Annotated in this window: 18 protein-coding genes, 1 tRNA gene and 1 pseudogene; 12 read left to right on the top strand and 8 right to left on the bottom strand. The window is 33.8% G+C overall.

The features are described 5' to 3' along the window. Positions 1 to 112 precede the first annotated feature (112 nt). A complete protein-coding gene (locus tag H8R24_RS09450) occupies positions 113 to 1,576 on the bottom strand; it encodes a magnesium chelatase (RefSeq protein ID WP_187018338.1) in 1,464 nt (487 codons plus the stop codon). A 103-nt stretch (positions 1,577 to 1,679) separates the two neighbouring features. Next, entirely contained in the window at positions 1,680 to 2,798 is a 1,119-nt protein-coding gene (locus tag H8R24_RS09455; protein WP_187018340.1) for a vWA domain-containing protein, read from the bottom strand. Positions 2,799 to 2,944: 146 nt separating this feature from the next. On the opposite strand from H8R24_RS09455, the gene H8R24_RS09460 reads away from it, so the two are divergent. Beyond that, positions 2,945 to 4,180, top strand: a complete 1,236-nt coding sequence (locus H8R24_RS09460) for an ATP-binding cassette domain-containing protein (protein WP_187018342.1) — start codon at positions 2,945 to 2,947, stop codon at positions 4,178 to 4,180. 111 nt (positions 4,181 to 4,291) lie between these two features. Here the strand turns inward: H8R24_RS09460 and H8R24_RS09465 are convergent, their stop codons facing one another. The 3 genes from H8R24_RS09465 to H8R24_RS09475 are packed head-to-tail and all read right to left on the bottom strand — an operon-like array spanning position 4,292 to position 5,066. After that, positions 4,292 to 4,669 carry a YchJ family protein gene (locus H8R24_RS09465; RefSeq protein ID WP_187018344.1) on the bottom strand — a complete coding sequence of 126 codons (378 nt, stop codon included), beginning with the start codon at positions 4,667 to 4,669 and terminating at the stop codon, positions 4,292 to 4,294. A gap of 9 nt (positions 4,670 to 4,678) precedes the next feature. Then, positions 4,679 to 4,909, bottom strand: coding sequence for a hypothetical protein (locus tag H8R24_RS09470; protein ID WP_187018346.1), 231 nt, complete (start codon positions 4,907 to 4,909; stop codon positions 4,679 to 4,681). Positions 4,910 to 4,916: 7 nt separating this feature from the next. Beyond that, positions 4,917 to 5,066, bottom strand: a complete 150-nt coding sequence (locus H8R24_RS09475) for a hypothetical protein (protein ID WP_187018348.1) — start codon at positions 5,064 to 5,066, stop codon at positions 4,917 to 4,919. 364 nt (positions 5,067 to 5,430) lie between these two features. Between H8R24_RS09475 and H8R24_RS09480 the strand changes: the two genes are divergently transcribed. Next, positions 5,431 to 8,274, top strand: a complete 2,844-nt coding sequence (locus tag H8R24_RS09480) for a PAS domain S-box protein (protein WP_187018350.1) — start codon at positions 5,431 to 5,433, stop codon at positions 8,272 to 8,274. Further along, entirely contained in the window at positions 8,271 to 8,666 is a 396-nt protein-coding gene (locus tag H8R24_RS09485; protein WP_187018351.1) for a response regulator, read from the top strand. Before H8R24_RS09480 ends, H8R24_RS09485 begins: the two co-directional genes overlap by 4 nt. Before the next feature lie 5 nt (positions 8,667 to 8,671). Here the strand turns inward: H8R24_RS09485 and H8R24_RS09490 are convergent, their stop codons facing one another. Then, positions 8,672 to 9,214, bottom strand: coding sequence for a hypothetical protein (locus tag H8R24_RS09490; protein ID WP_187018353.1), 543 nt, complete (start codon positions 9,212 to 9,214; stop codon positions 8,672 to 8,674). 91 nt (positions 9,215 to 9,305) lie between these two features. Here H8R24_RS09490 and H8R24_RS09495 point away from each other — a divergent pair, with 91 nt between their 5' ends. The 7 genes and pseudogenes from H8R24_RS09495 (at position 9,306) to H8R24_RS09525 (ending at position 13,619) form a co-directional block, all read left to right on the top strand. After that, positions 9,306 to 9,557, top strand: a complete 252-nt coding sequence (locus H8R24_RS09495; RefSeq protein WP_187018355.1) for a hypothetical protein — start codon at positions 9,306 to 9,308, stop codon at positions 9,555 to 9,557. A gap of 150 nt (positions 9,558 to 9,707) precedes the next feature. After that, the gene (locus H8R24_RS09500) at positions 9,708 to 10,148 is read left to right on the top strand and encodes a KTSC domain-containing protein (RefSeq protein ID WP_187018357.1); all 441 of its coding nucleotides are present in this window, start codon (positions 9,708 to 9,710) and stop codon (positions 10,146 to 10,148) included. A 131-nt stretch (positions 10,149 to 10,279) separates the two neighbouring features. Beyond that, complete coding sequence (locus H8R24_RS09505) at positions 10,280 to 10,528, top strand: hypothetical protein (protein ID WP_187018359.1); 249 nt, start codon at positions 10,280 to 10,282, stop codon at positions 10,526 to 10,528. A gap of 182 nt (positions 10,529 to 10,710) precedes the next feature. Continuing rightward, positions 10,711 to 11,460 carry a DUF4369 domain-containing protein gene (locus H8R24_RS09510; protein WP_187018360.1) on the top strand — a complete coding sequence of 250 codons (750 nt, stop codon included), beginning with the start codon at positions 10,711 to 10,713 and terminating at the stop codon, positions 11,458 to 11,460. Between the two features lie 18 nt (positions 11,461 to 11,478). Beyond that, positions 11,479 to 11,865: pseudogene (locus H8R24_RS09515) on the top strand (TlpA family protein disulfide reductase); the annotation flags it as partial. Positions 11,866 to 12,039: 174 nt separating this feature from the next. Beyond that, a tRNA-Tyr gene (locus H8R24_RS09520) sits at positions 12,040 to 12,121 on the top strand. 292 nt (positions 12,122 to 12,413) lie between these two features. Continuing rightward, positions 12,414 to 13,619 carry a site-specific integrase gene (locus tag H8R24_RS09525; RefSeq protein ID WP_225876794.1) on the top strand — a complete coding sequence of 402 codons (1,206 nt, stop codon included), beginning with the start codon at positions 12,414 to 12,416 and terminating at the stop codon, positions 13,617 to 13,619. Between the two features lie 180 nt (positions 13,620 to 13,799). Here the strand turns inward: H8R24_RS09525 and H8R24_RS09530 are convergent, their stop codons facing one another. Beyond that, a complete protein-coding gene (locus tag H8R24_RS09530; protein WP_225876795.1) occupies positions 13,800 to 14,114 on the bottom strand; it encodes a hypothetical protein in 315 nt (104 codons plus the stop codon). Next, on the bottom strand, positions 14,098 to 14,376 hold the full coding sequence (locus H8R24_RS09535) for a DNA-binding protein (RefSeq protein ID WP_187018361.1): 279 nt from the start codon (positions 14,374 to 14,376) through the stop codon (positions 14,098 to 14,100). Before H8R24_RS09535 ends, H8R24_RS09530 begins: the two co-directional genes overlap by 17 nt. Before the next feature lie 911 nt (positions 14,377 to 15,287). Between H8R24_RS09535 and H8R24_RS09540 the strand changes: the two genes are divergently transcribed. Continuing rightward, complete coding sequence (locus tag H8R24_RS09540) at positions 15,288 to 15,680, top strand: single-stranded DNA-binding protein (protein ID WP_187018362.1); 393 nt, start codon at positions 15,288 to 15,290, stop codon at positions 15,678 to 15,680. A 44-nt stretch (positions 15,681 to 15,724) separates the two neighbouring features. Next, positions 15,725 to 16,792: a DUF932 domain-containing protein gene (locus H8R24_RS09545; RefSeq protein ID WP_187018364.1), complete on the top strand. Its 1,068-nt coding sequence runs from the start codon at positions 15,725 to 15,727 to the stop codon at positions 16,790 to 16,792. Positions 16,793 to 16,960 lie beyond the last annotated feature (168 nt).

Genomic DNA, 16,960 nt, shown 5'->3' on the forward strand with positions numbered 1-16,960 from the left:
TATATATTGCATCAGTTCTAACATAATGATTTTATTATAATTACATTAGACTAAATAAAAAAAGCACCTAGAACAAACTTCTAAGTGCTTTTGAAATATAACTAGTGCACTATTAAAGCTTACTAATATAACTTCCGTAAATATCTTTGAACTGATACCCTGTAGATATGCGGTCTTTACTCAATTTATTATATTCGACTAATGCCCAAAGAATAAATTCTTTCATGAACAACTTATCTTCTTTGGCTAATTCAGGTTGGTATTTTTTAATCAAGATTTCAAGCGGTACAATCGCTCCCAAAATTCTTTGGTACTCTTCATCACTTGCATCGTCTAATAATTCAAAACCACTTTCGGCAAAAAACCATTCGATTAAATCCGTGTATGCCGTTTTTTCATTTGGTTTTTCTAGCTTTTCAATCTTTGGGAAATAAGCTGGGAAAAAAGTATGAATCGCTGATCCTAAAAGATTTTGAGCTACAGCTGCTGCTCCCTCCTGCTCTCCTTCATAAACCAACTCTACCTTACCTGTAATAGCAGGAATGATTCCCATAAAGTCTGATAATCGTAAACTTGTTTTATCCGCGCCTGCTCTTAAAGCGCGACGCTCAGCAGTGCTTAATAGGTTTTCATAAGCCGTAATACTCATCCTTGCACTTACTCCACTTTTATTATCAATATACTCACTTTCTCGTGCTTCAAATCCTATTTGTTCTAGTAGGTCTTTGGCTAATGATGGAACATAAACCATATCACTTTGTGATTGATCTAGTTTAGCTTCTTGTTCTGTAATCGTACGTGCAATCTTAATGGTCTCTGGATAATGTGTTAAAATTTGCGAACCTATTCTATCTTTTAATGGAGTAACAATGCTACCACGATTGGTATAATCTTCAGGGTTTGCCGTAAACACAAACTGCATGTCTAACGGCATTCTAAGTTTAAAACCACGAATTTGAATATCTCCTTCTTGCAAAATATTAAACAATGCCACTTGAATACGTGCTTGTAAATCGGGTAATTCGTTGATTACAAAAATGCAACGATTGGCACGCGGAATCATCCCAAAATGAATCACGCGATCATCAGCATACGATAGTTTTAGATTGGCTGCTTTTATAGGATCGACATCCCCTATTAAATCGGCAACGGTAACATCTGGCGTAGCTAGTTTTTCTGAGAAACGATCCCTTCTATGCAACCATGAAATTGGGGTATCATCTCCTTTGCTTTCGATAAGATCTTTGGCAAAACGCGATATAGGATTCAACGGATCATCATTAATCTCTGAACCAGTTACAAACGGAATGTACTCATCTAATAAATCGACCATTTTGCGCGCCAATCTTGTTTTGGCTTGACCACGAAGCCCTAATAAATTGATATTATGGCGGGATAAGATAGCACGCTCTAGTTCTGGAATAACTGTATTCTCAAAACCATGTACACCCTCAAAAGCGGGTTTACCCGACTTAATTCTTTCTCTTAAATTATTTCGCAATTCCTCTTTGATGGAAATGCTTTTATATCCTGCTGCTTTTAATTCTCCTAATGTGTGTATGTTTTCTATTTTCATTTTTCTTATTTAAAAATTGAATCATTAAAAAATTCAACTTATTTATTATCTTTATTTGAGAAGACTTCAAATTTATTACTCTGTTTCTTTGAAAATCTAATACTTATTTAATTTTCTTTTTACGATTCGTTTCATAATCTTCAAAAATCATTTCGCCTAAACCTTTTAATCCAGTGTAGAATGCTTTTCCTTGATTGGCTTCGGTGAATTTATTGACAAATTTTTGCAAATAAGGATCGTTTGCAATCATAAAAGTAGTGATCGGAATGTGCAGTTTCCGCGCTTGTTGTGCTTGACTGTAACATTTGTCTACAATGTATTCGTCAAGTCCATTACTATTCATATAATAAGAGCCATCTTTTTCTCTCACACAACTCGGTTTCCCATCCGTAATCATAAAAATTTGCTTGTTGGTATTTCGTTTTCTACGCAACAAGTCCATTGCTAGTTGCAATCCTGCAACCGTATTCGTATGAAAAGGTCCCACTTGCAAATACGGTAAATCCTTGATCGCAATGGTCCAAGCATCATTACCAAAAACTAATATATCTAATGTGTCTTTAGGGTAACGAGTAGTAATCAATTCGGCTAGTGCCATTGCTACTTTCTTGGCGGGCGTGATTCGATCCTCGCCATACAAAATCATACTGTGGCTAATGTCAATCATCAATACCGTACTCATTTGAGATTTGTATTGCGTGTCCTCTACTACCAAATCGCTTTCGGTAAGCATAAAATCAGCTACTCCATTATTGATTTGAGCGTTACGCAAACTCTCGGTCAACGAAATCCTTTCGAGCCCATCACCAAAATGGAATTCTCTAAATTCTCCTGTATGCTCGTCTCCGTTTCCGGAATGTTTGGTTTTATGATTCCCATTTCCAGAACGTTTTAAATTCCCAAAAATCTGGTCTAAAGCTTGTTGTCGAATCGCTCTTTCCGTCTTGGCAGTAATCCCTAAACCTGAGCTTCCATCTGGTTTAACTTCGTCTTTTATATAGCCTTTTTTCTTTAAATCTTCAATAAAATCATCGATGCTGTAGTGCTCATCTGTGAGTTTATATTCCTTGTCCAATTCGCGCAACCAGTCGATCGCTTCATCAAAATCACCAGAAGTATGTGTGATTAATTCCTTGAAAATTCCAAAGAGTTTATCAAACGGAGATTGATGTGGCGCCTCATATTGCTTGAAATAAAAACCTTTTTTATTATCATTTTTCATAGTCAATAAAATTACATCATTTTAAAATAAAGCCTTGACAAACGTTTACTAATTTTTAGTTAAAATGGGCAATAACTCAAAATTCGACTTGCAACTCGTTTACTTTATTCGAAAAAAGTTTAATTTTATGCTTTTAAAAAATCAAAATGCAACAGCAACATTGGGATATCCTTTTATCCAATCAAGTAGATAAAAAAACGTTTATCGCAACCATACTTTCAGGCAATTCAACGGGAGCACTTAGTTCCTTCAATTCTAAAAAGGGCATTCTATTTTCAGACCTCGCTATCGATAATTTCATTAAAAAAGAATATCAGTACGATACCATTGAAGCATCGCCCGAAACCACCAGAAAGCTGAGTACTTTTTCATCAGGAGAGCGCAAAAAAGTTTTCTTGCAGTATTGCATCAATCAAAAACCCGATTATATCATTCTCGACAATCCGCTCGATCATTTAGACATCAATTCTAGAAAGTCTATTGCCATTGCCCTAGAGCAATTGGCCGATAAAATGTTGTTGATACAACTGGTCAATCGCCAAGATGATTTATTGCCATTCATTCCTAACAAAGGACAAATTTTAACCAATGACTTTAGTGTTGAAAGCTTAAAAACAACTGAGGACCATTCGAATAAAAACATAAAAAGCATCCCTCCTGCCTATGATCCCATTGTTATCAAAGATTCGGTTTTAATACAAATGAATCAAATTTGCGTAAGCTATCAGGAAAAACCCATTTTAAAAAACATCGATTGGACCATCAAAAAAGGTGATTTCTGGCATCTACTAGGACCAAACGGTTCTGGTAAAAGCACCTTACTTTCGGTACTCACCGGCGAAAACGCTAAAGGATACGGACAAGATTTGTACCTCTTTGGACAAAAAAAAGGAAGTGGAGAAAGCATTTGGGACATTAAAAAAAACATTGGTTATTTTTCGACCGCCATGACTGATTTGTTTCAAAAAAGAGACAGCCTAGAGCAAATGATTTTATCTGGATTTTTTGACTCCATTGGTTTGTACACCCAACCCACTACTTTACAACAAAAAATAGTAGCGCAATGGCTGGAGCTAATAGACATGCAACATCTAAAAAACAAAATCTTCAACCAACTTTCCATCGGGCAACAGCGCCTTGCTTTAATTGTAAGAGCAGTACTTAAACACCCTCCATTGTTAATATTAGACGAACCTGTAGAAGGTTTAGACGATCAAAATGCAGCCATGGTCACCCAATTAATTACGCTATTATCTCAAAAAACAGATATGGCCATTTTATACGTATCCCATAGAATTGAACCCACGCTTTCGCCCAAAGCCATTTATGAATTAACTCCACAAAACACTGGATCAACAGGAAGTATTAGAATCAAAGATTAATTTTGGAAGTGACCGAAAGGATCGGGCTCATTCTCAATCTCCCGAAAAAAACGGGAGGATTTCCACTGCCATCACTCACGCAGCCTCAAGTAAAAAGGAAATATTGTTCTTCTATTCCGGAAAACTGCCATCAACATAAAACCATTTTCCGTTTTCCTTTATAAAGGTAGAAAACTCATGGTGCATATTCATTTTCATGGCAGTATCGAGGTAAAAAGCTTTAAACTCAACAGTAAATTCAGTTGCATTAAGTACTTCTAGTTTCACCCATTGATTGCTTTGTGCCCATTCGAGGATCGAAGCTTTGGTATGGAATTCCCGAGTCGAACGGTGTGTAGTCTCAACCAAATAATCAGCGGCAGCACATGCATAAGCAGTATACCGAGAACGCATTAACAACTCAGCCGTTTCAGGATTTTTAATCCCTTTTATATACGGTTCACAACAATTGTCAAAAGATTGCGGTGAACCACAGTAACATTTTATCATCTGTAAAAATTAGGATTGACCATTCATTCCCACAATTTTCTGCTGTAGTTGATTCAATAGAACTTGGTATTTACTTATTTCAATCAAATCATCATCTTCATCCGAAAAGTCTAACAAATCATCTAATTGCTCACTTACTTCTACTAATTTATTATTGGCTTCTTTTCCGTTTTTAGCAGCAATCAAATCTATAATTTCCTGAACACTCGCTTTCAATAAGCTATATTTATCGTTTTCCATTGCTATATTATTTATCAGATACTTTGGATTCATTGAATTTTTTCATAATTAGTTTCAATTGCTCTTTTCTAGCTATTTCTGACTGTTTTACCTTGTCTTGTGCTTTGTGCAACTTATCGTTATGCTTCTTAATGTTTCTGTCGTTATTTCTACCCATATTTGATGTTTTTAAAGACCTTAGTTAGATCTCCACAGTTTTTGTTTAATCTATAAATCGCACTCTTAAGTATCATTACAAAATTGCCAACTTTCATTAAGCCACAAAGTTCGTTAAATTAATTCAAACTTACGCGAGAGCGCCGCATAGATATTTTTTGTAATGCGCAAATGAAAAAAAACATACAGGCTCTTTAAAAAAAGAATAAAATTTACGCTCAATATTGCTGATTACAAATATTTTACATCAATTTATAAGAAATTATGTTGATTATAATTAATAACTTGCTAATTATAAACATAATAATTACTTTTAACTTGTGAAACAAAACGGCCTTTTGATCAAGACCAATTAAAATAAATAGATGAAATCAAAAATCAATTGGTCCTCTTTTATCACTTTTTTTTTAAACAAACCCAAGATAACTGGGTTCATCGTTTTTGTATGCCTATTTGCCATTTTTTCTTACTTAGTAGCGCAACAGTATAAGATTCAAAAAGAAAACAACCACATCATGATGAATCGTACTCTTAAGGAGATCGATCAAAACATTGAACAAAAATTAAAAAACTGCTACACGACCACCCTTACACTAGCACTGACTATAAATGACGAAGGAATTCCCGAAGATTTCAATGCCATAGGTAAACGCTTACTAGAATCTAATGATGTGGTAAGTGCTGTACAACTAGTTCCAAATGGAGTCATAAAATATACGTATCCACTAAAAGGCAATGAAGCCGCAACAGGACTCGATATTCTAAAATCTAAAAAACTAAAAAGAGAAGCATTAAAATCAGTACTCAACAAAAAAATGTACTTCGCTGGACCTTTCAAATTAAAGCAGGGAGGGTTAGGTATTGTAGGACGTTTTCCAGTATACAATAAAAATCATTTTTGGGGATTCTCAGCAGTTATTATTAAACTAGAACAATTATTAAAAGTTTCCGGAGTCCATAACATTGACACTACAAACTTTAGTTTTCAAATGTCCAAGAAAAATCCTGAAACCTTTAAAGAAGAATTTTACTTGCCTCAAAAAGTGAAGTTTACAGAAAATAACTTTGTTACTAGTACAGTGCCCGATGGTGATTGGAAAATATACCTGATTGACCTTAAAGCAAACAAAGCGACTTCTACCCTTTTTATTTCACAACTACTAGGATTCATCTTGGCATTGACCTTCGGGTTTTTAGTAGTGCTGTTTTTAAAAAAACCGGCCGAATTACAACATTTAGTAGAACAACAAGCTGCTATTTTAATAGATAGTGAAATCAAGTTTAAAACCATTTTTGATCAAGCTGCCATTGGTATCGCCAATGTTGACACTTCAACTGGTACTTTTATCGAAATTAACAATCAGTTTTGCAAAATGCTTGGTTACTCGCAACAAGAGATGAAAACGAAGACTTTTTTACAAATCACACATCCTGATGACTTAAAAAAAGACTTAAATAACGTCAATAAATTAAAAACTGGCGTAATCAATGAATACTCCATGGAGAAGCGCTATTTTACAAAAGAAGGCGCAACAGTTTGGGTCAATTTAAATGTCGCTCCCTTACTAAATCAAAAAAACGAACAAATTAGTGTGCTTGCTATTGTTGAAGACATAACCCTTAAAAAACAAACCGAAAAAATAATTAGAGAAAGAGAAAATCACTTTAAAAGCTTATTTGAAGATTCTCCACTACCCCTTCGAGAAGAAAATTTTTCGAAAGTAAAACTGTATCTGCAAGAGTTAAATTTAATAGAAAAACCTGCTGAAGAAGTATCGAGTTATCTCACTAAAAATCCAAACATAACGCATCAATTGCACGCGCTCATTGAAGTCATAAATGCAAACCATGCATGCTTAGATCTCTATAATGTAAACTCAAAAGACGAATTAATTGCTGCTAAAAAAGAACTATTCAACCCTAATTCATTTAGTGATTTTGTTAAGCAATTAGTTATAATTACACAAAATCAAGATAATTTTAGTATTGACACCATCATTAAAAATGCTCAGCAAGAGTATCGAAACATCAACCTGCGTTGGAACGTAATTAGAGGATATGAAAAGTCACTAGACCGTATAATTGTTTCAAATGAAGATATTACAAATCGCAAACGAGCCGAAAAAATCATTCTAAATTCACAAGAAAAAATAGAATCATTAATGAATACCATTGACGGAATTGTCTGGGAATGCAGACCCGATGATTTTGCTTTTACTTTCGTTAGTAAAAAAGTAGAAGGAATACTAGGATATACCGCCGAAGAATGGTTAGAAAGCCCAACTTTTTGGACTGATCACATCTATCCAGAAGATAAAGAAGCAACACTTGAATTTTGTAAAATAAAAACAACAAACAAAGAAGACCATGATTTTGAATACCGAATGGTTGCCAAAGACGGACGAACAGTTTGGCTTCGAGATATTGTAAGTATTGTTAGCGAAAACAACAAAATAACAAGTTTGAGAGGTATCATGATTGATATCACTAAGAGCAAAGAAGTCGAAAATGACTTAAAAAAATCCTTCGATTTGGTTTCAGAGCAGAATAAACGTTTGCTCAATTTTTCGTATATTGTTTCGCACAATCTAAGATCGCACACAAGCAATATTACCTCTTTGACTGAATTGATTGACACAGCCGAATCTGACGAAGAAAGAGAACAAATGATAGGCTTACTAAAAACAGTAGCAAATTCACTTAATGAGACCATGACTAATCTAAATGAAGTAGTTAACATTCAAACGAACATTGGCCTAGTGGTAGAAAAAATCAATCTTAAAACATACATTGATAACACTTTAAAATTAGTTAGTGAACAAATAAAAAACAAAGAAGCAAGTATACAATCCAATGTAAATGAAGAGATTGAAATCAATTATAATCCAGCTTATCTCGAAAGCATACTTTATAATATTATTTCTAACGCACTTAGATATAGCGATAAAACTCGTAAGCCATTAATATCAATTGAATTTACAAAAGAAAACAATCAAAATATAATAGCCATTACAGACAATGGTATTGGTATTGACTTAGATAAAAACGGTAGTAAAATCTTTGGGATGTATAAAACATTTAGCGAAAATCCTGATTCAAAAGGAATAGGACTCTTTATCACTAAAAACCAAATTGAAGCAATGGGCGGTACCATTACAATTGAAAGCAAGCCAGGAGCGGGCACGACATTTAAAATATACATAGCATGACAAACAGAACCATCTGGGTAATAGACGATGATGTGATTTATAAAACCATCATGAAAAAAATCATCAAGAAAGCTGCGATTTTTGACATGCCTATTACTTTCACAAACGGAAAAGAAGCACTGGACGCCTTAATAAAAACAGTTACAAACAAGGAGCAAGTTCCCGAAATTATTTTATTGGATATTGAAATGCCCATTCTAGACGGATGGGGCTTTATGGTTGAAATTGAAAAACTAAAATCGAAACTGGAGAAATTTCCGAAAATCTATATTTCAAGTTCTTCCATAGCTGTTGAAGACAAAGCGAAAGCAAAAAACAATCCTGATATTTTGGGCTATATGTCTAAACCTATAAGCCTAGAAGACTTGCTACTTATTGCCTCTACTGAATAGCTGCATTATAGCTCCAATTTTATCTCTTCCAGTGTCTTAGTCGTAAACACTAATTGATCAACAACCTTTTGACGTAAAACAGCTATATCCTCATAATCATAGTACTTAGCCCAAGATGTTAAACCCAATAAGTTTCTGATTTGCTTGATCTTCTTAGTGGTTTCAAAACTGGTTCTTAAAATCGCTTTCTGATCGTACGAAGGATTATTTTTATGTTGGTAATTTACCGTATTACTTACATAGTTTACTTCTAAATAATACAACTGTTCCACTGCATTATCGGGATAAAAATCATCCCAACTAGCAAAACCCAACTTAAACTTAGAACTGGTCTCAGGTTCTAGAGGAATTAAACGCCACTTACTATTTGCCAGTCGTCCCCAATGATTAGAAATCCTATACATTCCCAAATCACTATAATAATAAGTACTCCCCGCCTTACTTTGAAACTGCACCCTCAGTCCTTTTACTACATCTAAATGTTGCTCCTTAAACACACAAAAAGTATTTTTAAACGAATTTGGACTTGGTCTAAAATTTTTTTCCATGCGCAAATATAATCAGAAACTTAAACAAGAGAAAAACCATTATAAAATTCGCTAACTTTGCACCTTATTATTATCATTATAAAATTACATCATGACCAAAGGAGCTAACGAAAAAATGTTACAAAAAGGAGTATATACCGGTATAATTGAAAAAGACGAAAACAACAACTTTTTTTGTGGCGTCTATCTCTTAGACTATAAAATGGTAGTAGCTAAACACGAAGTGGGAGACTGGATCACTATCAAATCCATAATTGAAAACCCAAGCGACATTAGTTATAATAAATACCAAAAAAAATCTAAAAACTTTGATAAGGCAAACAACAAGCCGGAACAAAAATAAAGAACAACACTTTTATTTATCGAAATAAAAACTGATTTTTTATAATCACAAACTAATAATTTAAAAAAAAGTGTACCTTTGCAAAAAATTGTTGTTTTTGAGAGTAAATTATATTGATTTCGAATTCAAAAACAAGTAGTTACCTTATTTATGAAAAAAATAGTTGAATACCGCAAGTTGCTAAATGTAGACAAAACTGCAGAATTAAAAGATTTAAAAACCATTTATCGCAATGCGATGAAAGAATCTCATCCTGATAAATTTCAAGGTGATGAAGCTGGTTTAAAAGCTGCTGAGGAAAACAGTAAAAAAATTATTGAAGCATATCACTTTTTAGTGAGCATCAATCCTGAAACTATTAAAGCAAACTTACCAGAATACACAGAAACGATTTCTACTGCAACAATAACAGATTACAAATTTGTTGAAGGAAGATTAATTATTAACTTTTCTAACGGTAGTGTTTATGAATACATTAGTGTTCCTAAAGCCACTTACGTAAAGATGGTAAATGCTGATTCTCCTGGAAGATTTGCAAAAAGACATATCCTTAACTCTTTTACTTGGAGAAAAACAATAAACCAAGACTAAAAGTTGTAACAAACATATAAGAAAAACACTCCTAATCGAGTGTTTTTTTTTGTTCTAACATTTTCAAAATCTTATTGTGTAGTCGTTTAGTTTTTAATATATTAGCCAAAATATTACAAAAAACCAAAATCATGACCCCCACCTACCAATTGTACCAAGCTCAACTTGAACGTGCTAATGAAACTATGCAACGATTACTCAAAAACAAAGAACAAATAGATCACAACCTCATTATCACCCCCTACAACCCTTCCCTTCACGATCAACTTCGTACATCAAACCTTGAAATTAAAATTACCACAAATGAAATTGAAAATATCGAAAACATTTTAAAAGAGTTTGAATTAGAAAACGATATTCAAAACTCTAACTCGCTATAAAACAAATTAATCTTTAGCACTAAAAGCTTTATAGGACAAAAAACAAACTCATAAACCAAAATTACAACAACAATTTATAACAAAAATAAATTAAAATATAACAAAAATTTAGGTTACAAAACTATTTATACTTTGATAAATTTAAATACTTTTGCAGCTATAACTTAATTAACTAATTAATAATGAAAAAAATAATTTTATTACTTTCTGCTACTGTTGTTTTATTTTCTTGCAGTAAAGTTGGAAAAGACGAATACATCATCACCGGTACTGCTAAAGGTGTAGAAAATGGAAAAACAATCATCCTGGAAACACAAAATGAAACAGGAATGGTTGCTATTGATACTGTAAAAGTTGAAAACGGTAAATTTGAAATCAAAGGAAAAATTACTGAGCCTGCATTCCATACATTAAAACTAGAATCAGCTGAAACTCCAATACCATTCATCTTAGAATCAGGAGAAATTACTATCGTAATTGATAAAGACAGTATCCAAAAATCTAAAGTTTCTGGAACATACAATAATGATGAGTACGTGAAGTTTAATGAAGAAATCAAAGTTGTTCAAAAGAAACTTATGGATTTCCAAACTAAAAACATGCAAGCAATGAATACAGCACAACAGTCAAAAGATACAGCTGTAATTAACTCTTTAATGAAACAATTTACTGTAATTCAACAAGAAGTTGGTGAAGCGTCAAAAGCAAAATACATTGGTTATGCTGAAACTCACCCAAAATCTTTCATTAGCGCCTTAATCATTCAAGGAATGGCTAACGACCCAAGTGTTGATACTAAAAAAACAGAAGCCATTTTCAATAGCTTTGATGAAGCCTTGAAAAATACAAAACCAGGAAAAGCAATAAAAGCTAAATTGGACCAAAACAAAGCGCCTACAACTGGAGCACCAGCCGTTGGTGACGCTAAATGAAGTTCAGATTTTTCGGCACCCAATCCAGAAGGAAAAGTAATTTCTCTTAAAGAAAGCTTAGGTAAAGTAACTATTGTAGACTTTTGGGCATCATGGTGTGCACCATGTAGACAAGAAAACCCTAATGTAGTAGCTATATACAAAGAGCTTCATTCAAAAGGTCTTAACATAGTAGGAGTATCTTTAGATAAAGATGCTGCAAAATGGAAAGAAGCTATTGCCAAAGACAAATTAACATGGACACAAGTGTCCCATTTAAAGTCTTGGGATGAACCAATAGCAGCTCAATATAAAGTTGAAGCAATTCCTGCCACTTTTATACTAGATGCTTCAGGTAAAATAGTAGCAAAAGACCTAAGAGGTGCAGAACTTAAAGCAAAAATTATCGAGCTTTTGGCTAAATAACCTTAATCTTGATGCAAAATAAAAAAATCTCCCTAGTGGAGATTTTTTTATTTTATTCAATACCAAACAGTTAAAAATAATAGTGAAATTAAGTGCAAAAAATGTTTGTAGAAACGAAAAGTGTTACTATATTTGCCACCGCTAACAACAACAAACGTTGTTATCAAAAGCCTCGGGGAGATACTCAAGCGGCCAACGAGGGCAGACTGTAAATCTGCTGACTACGTCTTCGTAGGTTCGAATCCTACTCTCCCCACTGAAAGGGATTAAGATTAAAAAATGAAAGTTTTTCAATCTTTTCAAAAGTCCTCAAAAAAAGTGTTAAGCCTGCAAATCCAACGATTTGCAGGCTTTTTTCATTTTCTGCACTTTGTCAAAATTTATAAAAGCGCTCAAAGTTTCTATGGCAGAATCGTGGCACATTTGTATTTTTCGAAAATGTGCCACAGAATATGAGTTAAACCATTATACACACAGGGGTTAACGTGCTTAACGACTTGATTTTTTGACGTTATAATTCTACATTTATTAACCTTAAAAGTTGAATTATGTTAGAAAGCAGTTTTGGGCTGGTTTTCTTTTTGAAAATCCCCCGCAATGAAAGTAAAATTAGAACCATTTATCTTAGAATTACCGTAGATGGGATACCTAAAGAAACATCTACAAAACGTAAATGGGATATCTCGCGTTGGGATCAAAAATTAGAAAGAGCAATCGGAACTAAAGAAGATGCGAAATCTATTAATATGTTCTTAGAGTCTCTTACACTAAAAATCAATGAGTACAAAACCGAGAACATGTATAACGGAAAGCTTATTACTGCTCAGAAAGTTATGGATTACATCTTAGGGAAAAATGCTGCGAGAGTCAAAGTACTTGAAGAGTTCCAAAAGCATAATGATGAAATTACGGCTTTGCTGGGTAAAGGATACGCAAAAGGAACTCTCGACCGTTTTACTATCACTATTAATCATTTACGAGCTTTTATCCGAATTAAATTTAATGCTGAAGATCTTGAATTTTCTGATTTGAATCTTGAATTTATAAAAGACTTTCAATTTTACTTACGTTCTGTTCGTAATTGCAGTAATAATACAACCTTAAAATATATCGCTAACTTTAAAAAAATAGTACTTCGTGCTATTGATAATGAAGTCATCCTGAAAGATCCATTTAAGAACTTTAAAGCTAAAAAATCAAAAATTATAAAAAAACCACTTTCAACTCAGGAATTATATGAGTTAGAACGACATTACTTTAGTACTGATAGACTCAATGTAGTTAGAGACGTGTTCGTCTTCCAATGCTATACGGGATTAGCTTATATCGACGTATATCAATTAAAAAAGACTGATATCAAAGTGGGTGTCGATAAACAATCGTGGATTATGTCTGAAAGACAAAAAACAGGCTCTGCAACTAATGTTCCTCTCCTACCGCAAGCCCTTAATATAATCGATAAATATAAGGATCATCCTCTTTGTATACAACGTGGCACTGTCTTGCCTGTAGCCTCAAACCAAAAAATGAATGAATATTTGAAAGAGATTGCTTTACTGTGTGCTTTTCCTTTTACTCTCAACACACACATGGCTCGTAGGACCTTCGGAAGCACTGTTACGTTACAAAACAATGTACCGATAAATGTAGTGAAGGAAATGCTTGGACATTCCTCTGTGAAGCAGACAGAAGCCTATGCTATTACAGAACAAGTTACAGTTGGTAGGAAATGGCATTGCTTAATAAAAGGATAAATAAAACGGATCCAGTAATGTGTGAGTCAGATTTAGCCATCCTTACCAGATTAGAAAAGGAGATAAAAAAAATCAAACAGAAGTATCACTTATCTTGAAATCACAGCAAATACTGTTTATTATCTAGAACTTGAAGACAACTGGAACATATTAATTCAAAACGCAAAAAGGTTGCTACCATCATGGAGCAACCTTTTTGTCTTTCAGATAGACTTCACTTTTAACACCGGGATGATAGGAAGGAAAATATTCGATGTATCCTAAATTCTGTAATTCTTTGAAATACTTATGATAGGTTGGTATCGTATTAATATGCGATAGTGCCATGATTTTACTTCGACTCACTTTAATATTTTGCATTTGTCCTTGCTTATAACCCAAACTAAGTATAGCAAGTAATAGCGCTAAATGCCAAACGTTTAATCGTGGATCTTCCATATAAATCAAAAAAGTATTCATCAAACTATCCTTACTACTTTTATTTGCATCTTTCATCTGTAAAAAGTTTAAGGAGATCCACTTTATTATAGTAGTACGAGCCGAGTATTTTTTTATATCGTACTTTTTGGGTCACTCTTAAATTTTGAATTGATCCTGGAGACATATTCATTAATAGCCTCACTTGCTTGCTTTTTATCCAATCTTGCTCTACTATTTCATTCTGAACTTCCCTAGTCTGTGTCATTAAAGTACCGATATTGCCTAGTAGCTCCAAACCAAACTGCCTCAAATCTTCTTTTGTTACCATGTCATTCATAATTTCCTTTTATTAAAAATTTAAACAATACAACTCTCTCTTCCTTTTAGTTTTAACTAGCTATTCACTTCACTTACAAAATCTCAAAAATAGAAATTACCGAATGATACAAAATGCAATTTAGCAAATAGCTTGATCGTAGTTCTTTTACCCTAAAGTATAGAGATAAAGTGAGTTCTTTATACATCTGATTAGCAATGGTATTATTTGTCCTCTAGTGGCAGTTCACATCAATTTATAGTACAACTTTAATCACCTCTTTTCAAAAATCAACTTTTAGAACAGTCAAATCTATACTTCGCTCAATTTCAACTTAACTCCAATCCTCAAAGCACATTTATACTTCCACTCTGCTCCAGCATAAAAGAGCTTCTTCGAATAATTGATAAAAGAATCTTGAAAATTAAAGCCACTAACTACGTATAATTTTCAAGATCCTTTTACATGGCTTATATAGCCATAGCATTATATTGGAGAAATTGTGGATGGATAACATTACACAGTATTTGTTTGAAGAGTCACCTCTTTCTTTATAATTCCAAATAATCCTCTTTACAACCTTGCTTCCAGCCTATTACTATTCAAAAACCAGTATGCTAAATTGTTCCATTTCAAGAGCAAAGGTATTCTAGTGTTTTTAACGCAAAAAAAAGGTCAAGCCCTACGGATTTATCAAAAAAATCTCCACCCATGCGGGTAGTATTTATTTGATAAAACCTTGTTTTTGCTAAACACTAACCTTTTATGCTCTCGAAACGAAACATAGCATACTCCGGCTCTTTGGACGAATAAAAAAAATGTCAACAATGAAATTTAATACTATTTATAATGGAATTAAAGTGAAACAAAACAGCACCTCCTCTCATTACCGAATAAATTAATTTAAAAAATAATTCTAAAAAGTAAAAACTATGAACATCATCGGAAGATTAACAAGGGATGCGGAAGTACACACAACACCGCAGGAGAAAAAAGTAGTAAATTTTTCAGTAGCGATCAATGATAGTTACCGAAATAAGCAAGGCGAACGCATAGAGCAAACTAGCTATTTTGATTGCTCCTATTGGATAAGTCCAAATGTTGCCAAAATACTCCTTAAAGGGGCTTTAGTAGAGCTAACAGGAAGAGTGAGCACAAGAGCCTGGACAGCTACTAACGGAGAATTAAGATCGAGTTTAAATTTTCACACCTCGACTATTAAATTACACGGAGGTAGTAAGAAAATAGAACACCCGCAGGCTATCGTAAAACAAGAAAACACAAAGATCATCATAGAGGAGCCTGTAGATGACCTACCATTTTGACACTAAATACTTAATCATTTTTTTAACTCTTAAATTTTAATATCATGGCACACAATTTAAATTTCAACGAAAGAACAGGACGCTATTCCTTTTTTAGCGTACAAGAAAAAGCTTGGCACGGTTTGGGTCAAATAGTAACGGACTATCCAACAAGCGCCGAAGCAATTAAGCACGCAGGACTTGATTATGAAGTGATAAAAAGTCCGCTTTATACCAAGGTGTCAAACATAATTGATCCTACTGACAATTTAGAGCTGGGCAATAACGAGGTCAACGTACCCAATTATTTTGCTACAATCCGCACGGATAACAATACCGTTTTGGGTGTAGTCGGTAAAGACTATCACATCGTACAAAATCGTGAAGCATTTAGTTTCTTCGATTCCATTGTAGGTGGCACAGATGGGATTTTGTACGAGACTGCAGGCGCTTTAGGAAATGGAGAACGTATTTTTATTACGGCTAAATTACCGGACTATATTCGTGTGGGCAATGGTGATGATGTTATAGAAAAATATATTTTCCTCACTACTTCACACGATGGTAGCGGAAGCATTACGGCAGCGTTTACACCCGTTAGGATTGTTTGCCAAAATACACTAAACGCTTCGCTTCGCAATATGAGTAATGTAGTACGCATACGCCATACTTCAGGAGCTAAACAACGTTTGGAGAATGCACACAAAGTAATGGGATTAGCAAACGAATTTAGCAATCAATTAGAGGATATTTTTAATAATTGGGCAAAAGTGAAAGTGCACGATCATGAGGTTAAAAAAATGATCCAATTCGCACTATGCCCTAATAAAGAAACCTTACAACATCTTAAAGCTGGAAATGAGGACGAAATATCCACAGTTTTTAAGAATACCGTTGAAGATGCTTTTGCTTATGCTATGACAAGTGACTCACAACAAATGAACACGACAAAAGGAACTTTATTTGGAGCGTACAACGCTGTAACAGGCTACTACCAAAATGTACGTAGCTATAAGGATAGCGAAGCCAAACTACAATCCATTATTTTGGGTGGTACTGCACAATTAAAATCTCAAAAAGCTTTTGAAATCTGTACTAATTTTCAAAATATGGGTACAAACTGTTTTAATTAGTGTTTTCCTTTAAAATCATAGACGGCCCACTTCGATAGTGGCCGTCTATTTTTATTAGTATCGTTTTTTAGTTTTACGGAATACATATCTTGTAATTTCGAACTTCAAAAAGACCTTCCCTTCCAAATGGTCGGGAAAGTCTTTTTGAAGAAGTTGGTTGAACCACAT

The sequence above is a fragment of the Flavobacterium muglaense genome (assembly GCF_014305155.1).
GTDB classification, from domain to species: domain Bacteria; phylum Bacteroidota; class Bacteroidia; order Flavobacteriales; family Flavobacteriaceae; genus Flavobacterium; species Flavobacterium muglaense.

Bases quoted from the DNA above. Each gene is read 5' to 3' on its own strand.
- H8R24_RS09450 (WP_187018338.1), bottom strand. From the start codon at position 1,576: ATGAAAATAGAAAACATACACACATTAGGAGAATTAAAAGCAGCAGGA.
- H8R24_RS09455 (WP_187018340.1), bottom strand. From the start codon at position 2,798: ATGAAAAATGATAATAAAAAAGGTTTTTATTTCAAGCAATATGAGGCG.
- H8R24_RS09460 (WP_187018342.1), top strand. From the start codon at position 2,945: ATGCAACAGCAACATTGGGATATCCTTTTATCCAATCAAGTAGATAAA.
- H8R24_RS09465 (WP_187018344.1), bottom strand. From the start codon at position 4,669: ATGATAAAATGTTACTGTGGTTCACCGCAATCTTTTGACAATTGTTGT.
- H8R24_RS09470 (WP_187018346.1), bottom strand. From the start codon at position 4,909: ATGGAAAACGATAAATATAGCTTATTGAAAGCGAGTGTTCAGGAAATT.
- H8R24_RS09475 (WP_187018348.1), bottom strand. From the start codon at position 5,066: ATGGGTAGAAATAACGACAGAAACATTAAGAAGCATAACGATAAGTTG.
- H8R24_RS09480 (WP_187018350.1), top strand. From the start codon at position 5,431: ATGAAATCAAAAATCAATTGGTCCTCTTTTATCACTTTTTTTTTAAAC.
- H8R24_RS09485 (WP_187018351.1), top strand. From the start codon at position 8,271: ATGACAAACAGAACCATCTGGGTAATAGACGATGATGTGATTTATAAA.
- H8R24_RS09490 (WP_187018353.1), bottom strand. From the start codon at position 9,214: ATGGAAAAAAATTTTAGACCAAGTCCAAATTCGTTTAAAAATACTTTT.
- H8R24_RS09495 (WP_187018355.1), top strand. From the start codon at position 9,306: ATGACCAAAGGAGCTAACGAAAAAATGTTACAAAAAGGAGTATATACC.
- H8R24_RS09500 (WP_187018357.1), top strand. From the start codon at position 9,708: ATGAAAAAAATAGTTGAATACCGCAAGTTGCTAAATGTAGACAAAACT.
- H8R24_RS09505 (WP_187018359.1), top strand. From the start codon at position 10,280: ATGACCCCCACCTACCAATTGTACCAAGCTCAACTTGAACGTGCTAAT.
- H8R24_RS09510 (WP_187018360.1), top strand. From the start codon at position 10,711: ATGAAAAAAATAATTTTATTACTTTCTGCTACTGTTGTTTTATTTTCT.
- H8R24_RS09525 (WP_225876794.1), top strand. From the start codon at position 12,414: ATGTTAGAAAGCAGTTTTGGGCTGGTTTTCTTTTTGAAAATCCCCCGC.
- H8R24_RS09530 (WP_225876795.1), bottom strand. From the start codon at position 14,114: ATGAAAGATGCAAATAAAAGTAGTAAGGATAGTTTGATGAATACTTTT.
- H8R24_RS09535 (WP_187018361.1), bottom strand. From the start codon at position 14,376: ATGAATGACATGGTAACAAAAGAAGATTTGAGGCAGTTTGGTTTGGAG.
- H8R24_RS09540 (WP_187018362.1), top strand. From the start codon at position 15,288: ATGAACATCATCGGAAGATTAACAAGGGATGCGGAAGTACACACAACA.
- H8R24_RS09545 (WP_187018364.1), top strand. From the start codon at position 15,725: ATGGCACACAATTTAAATTTCAACGAAAGAACAGGACGCTATTCCTTT.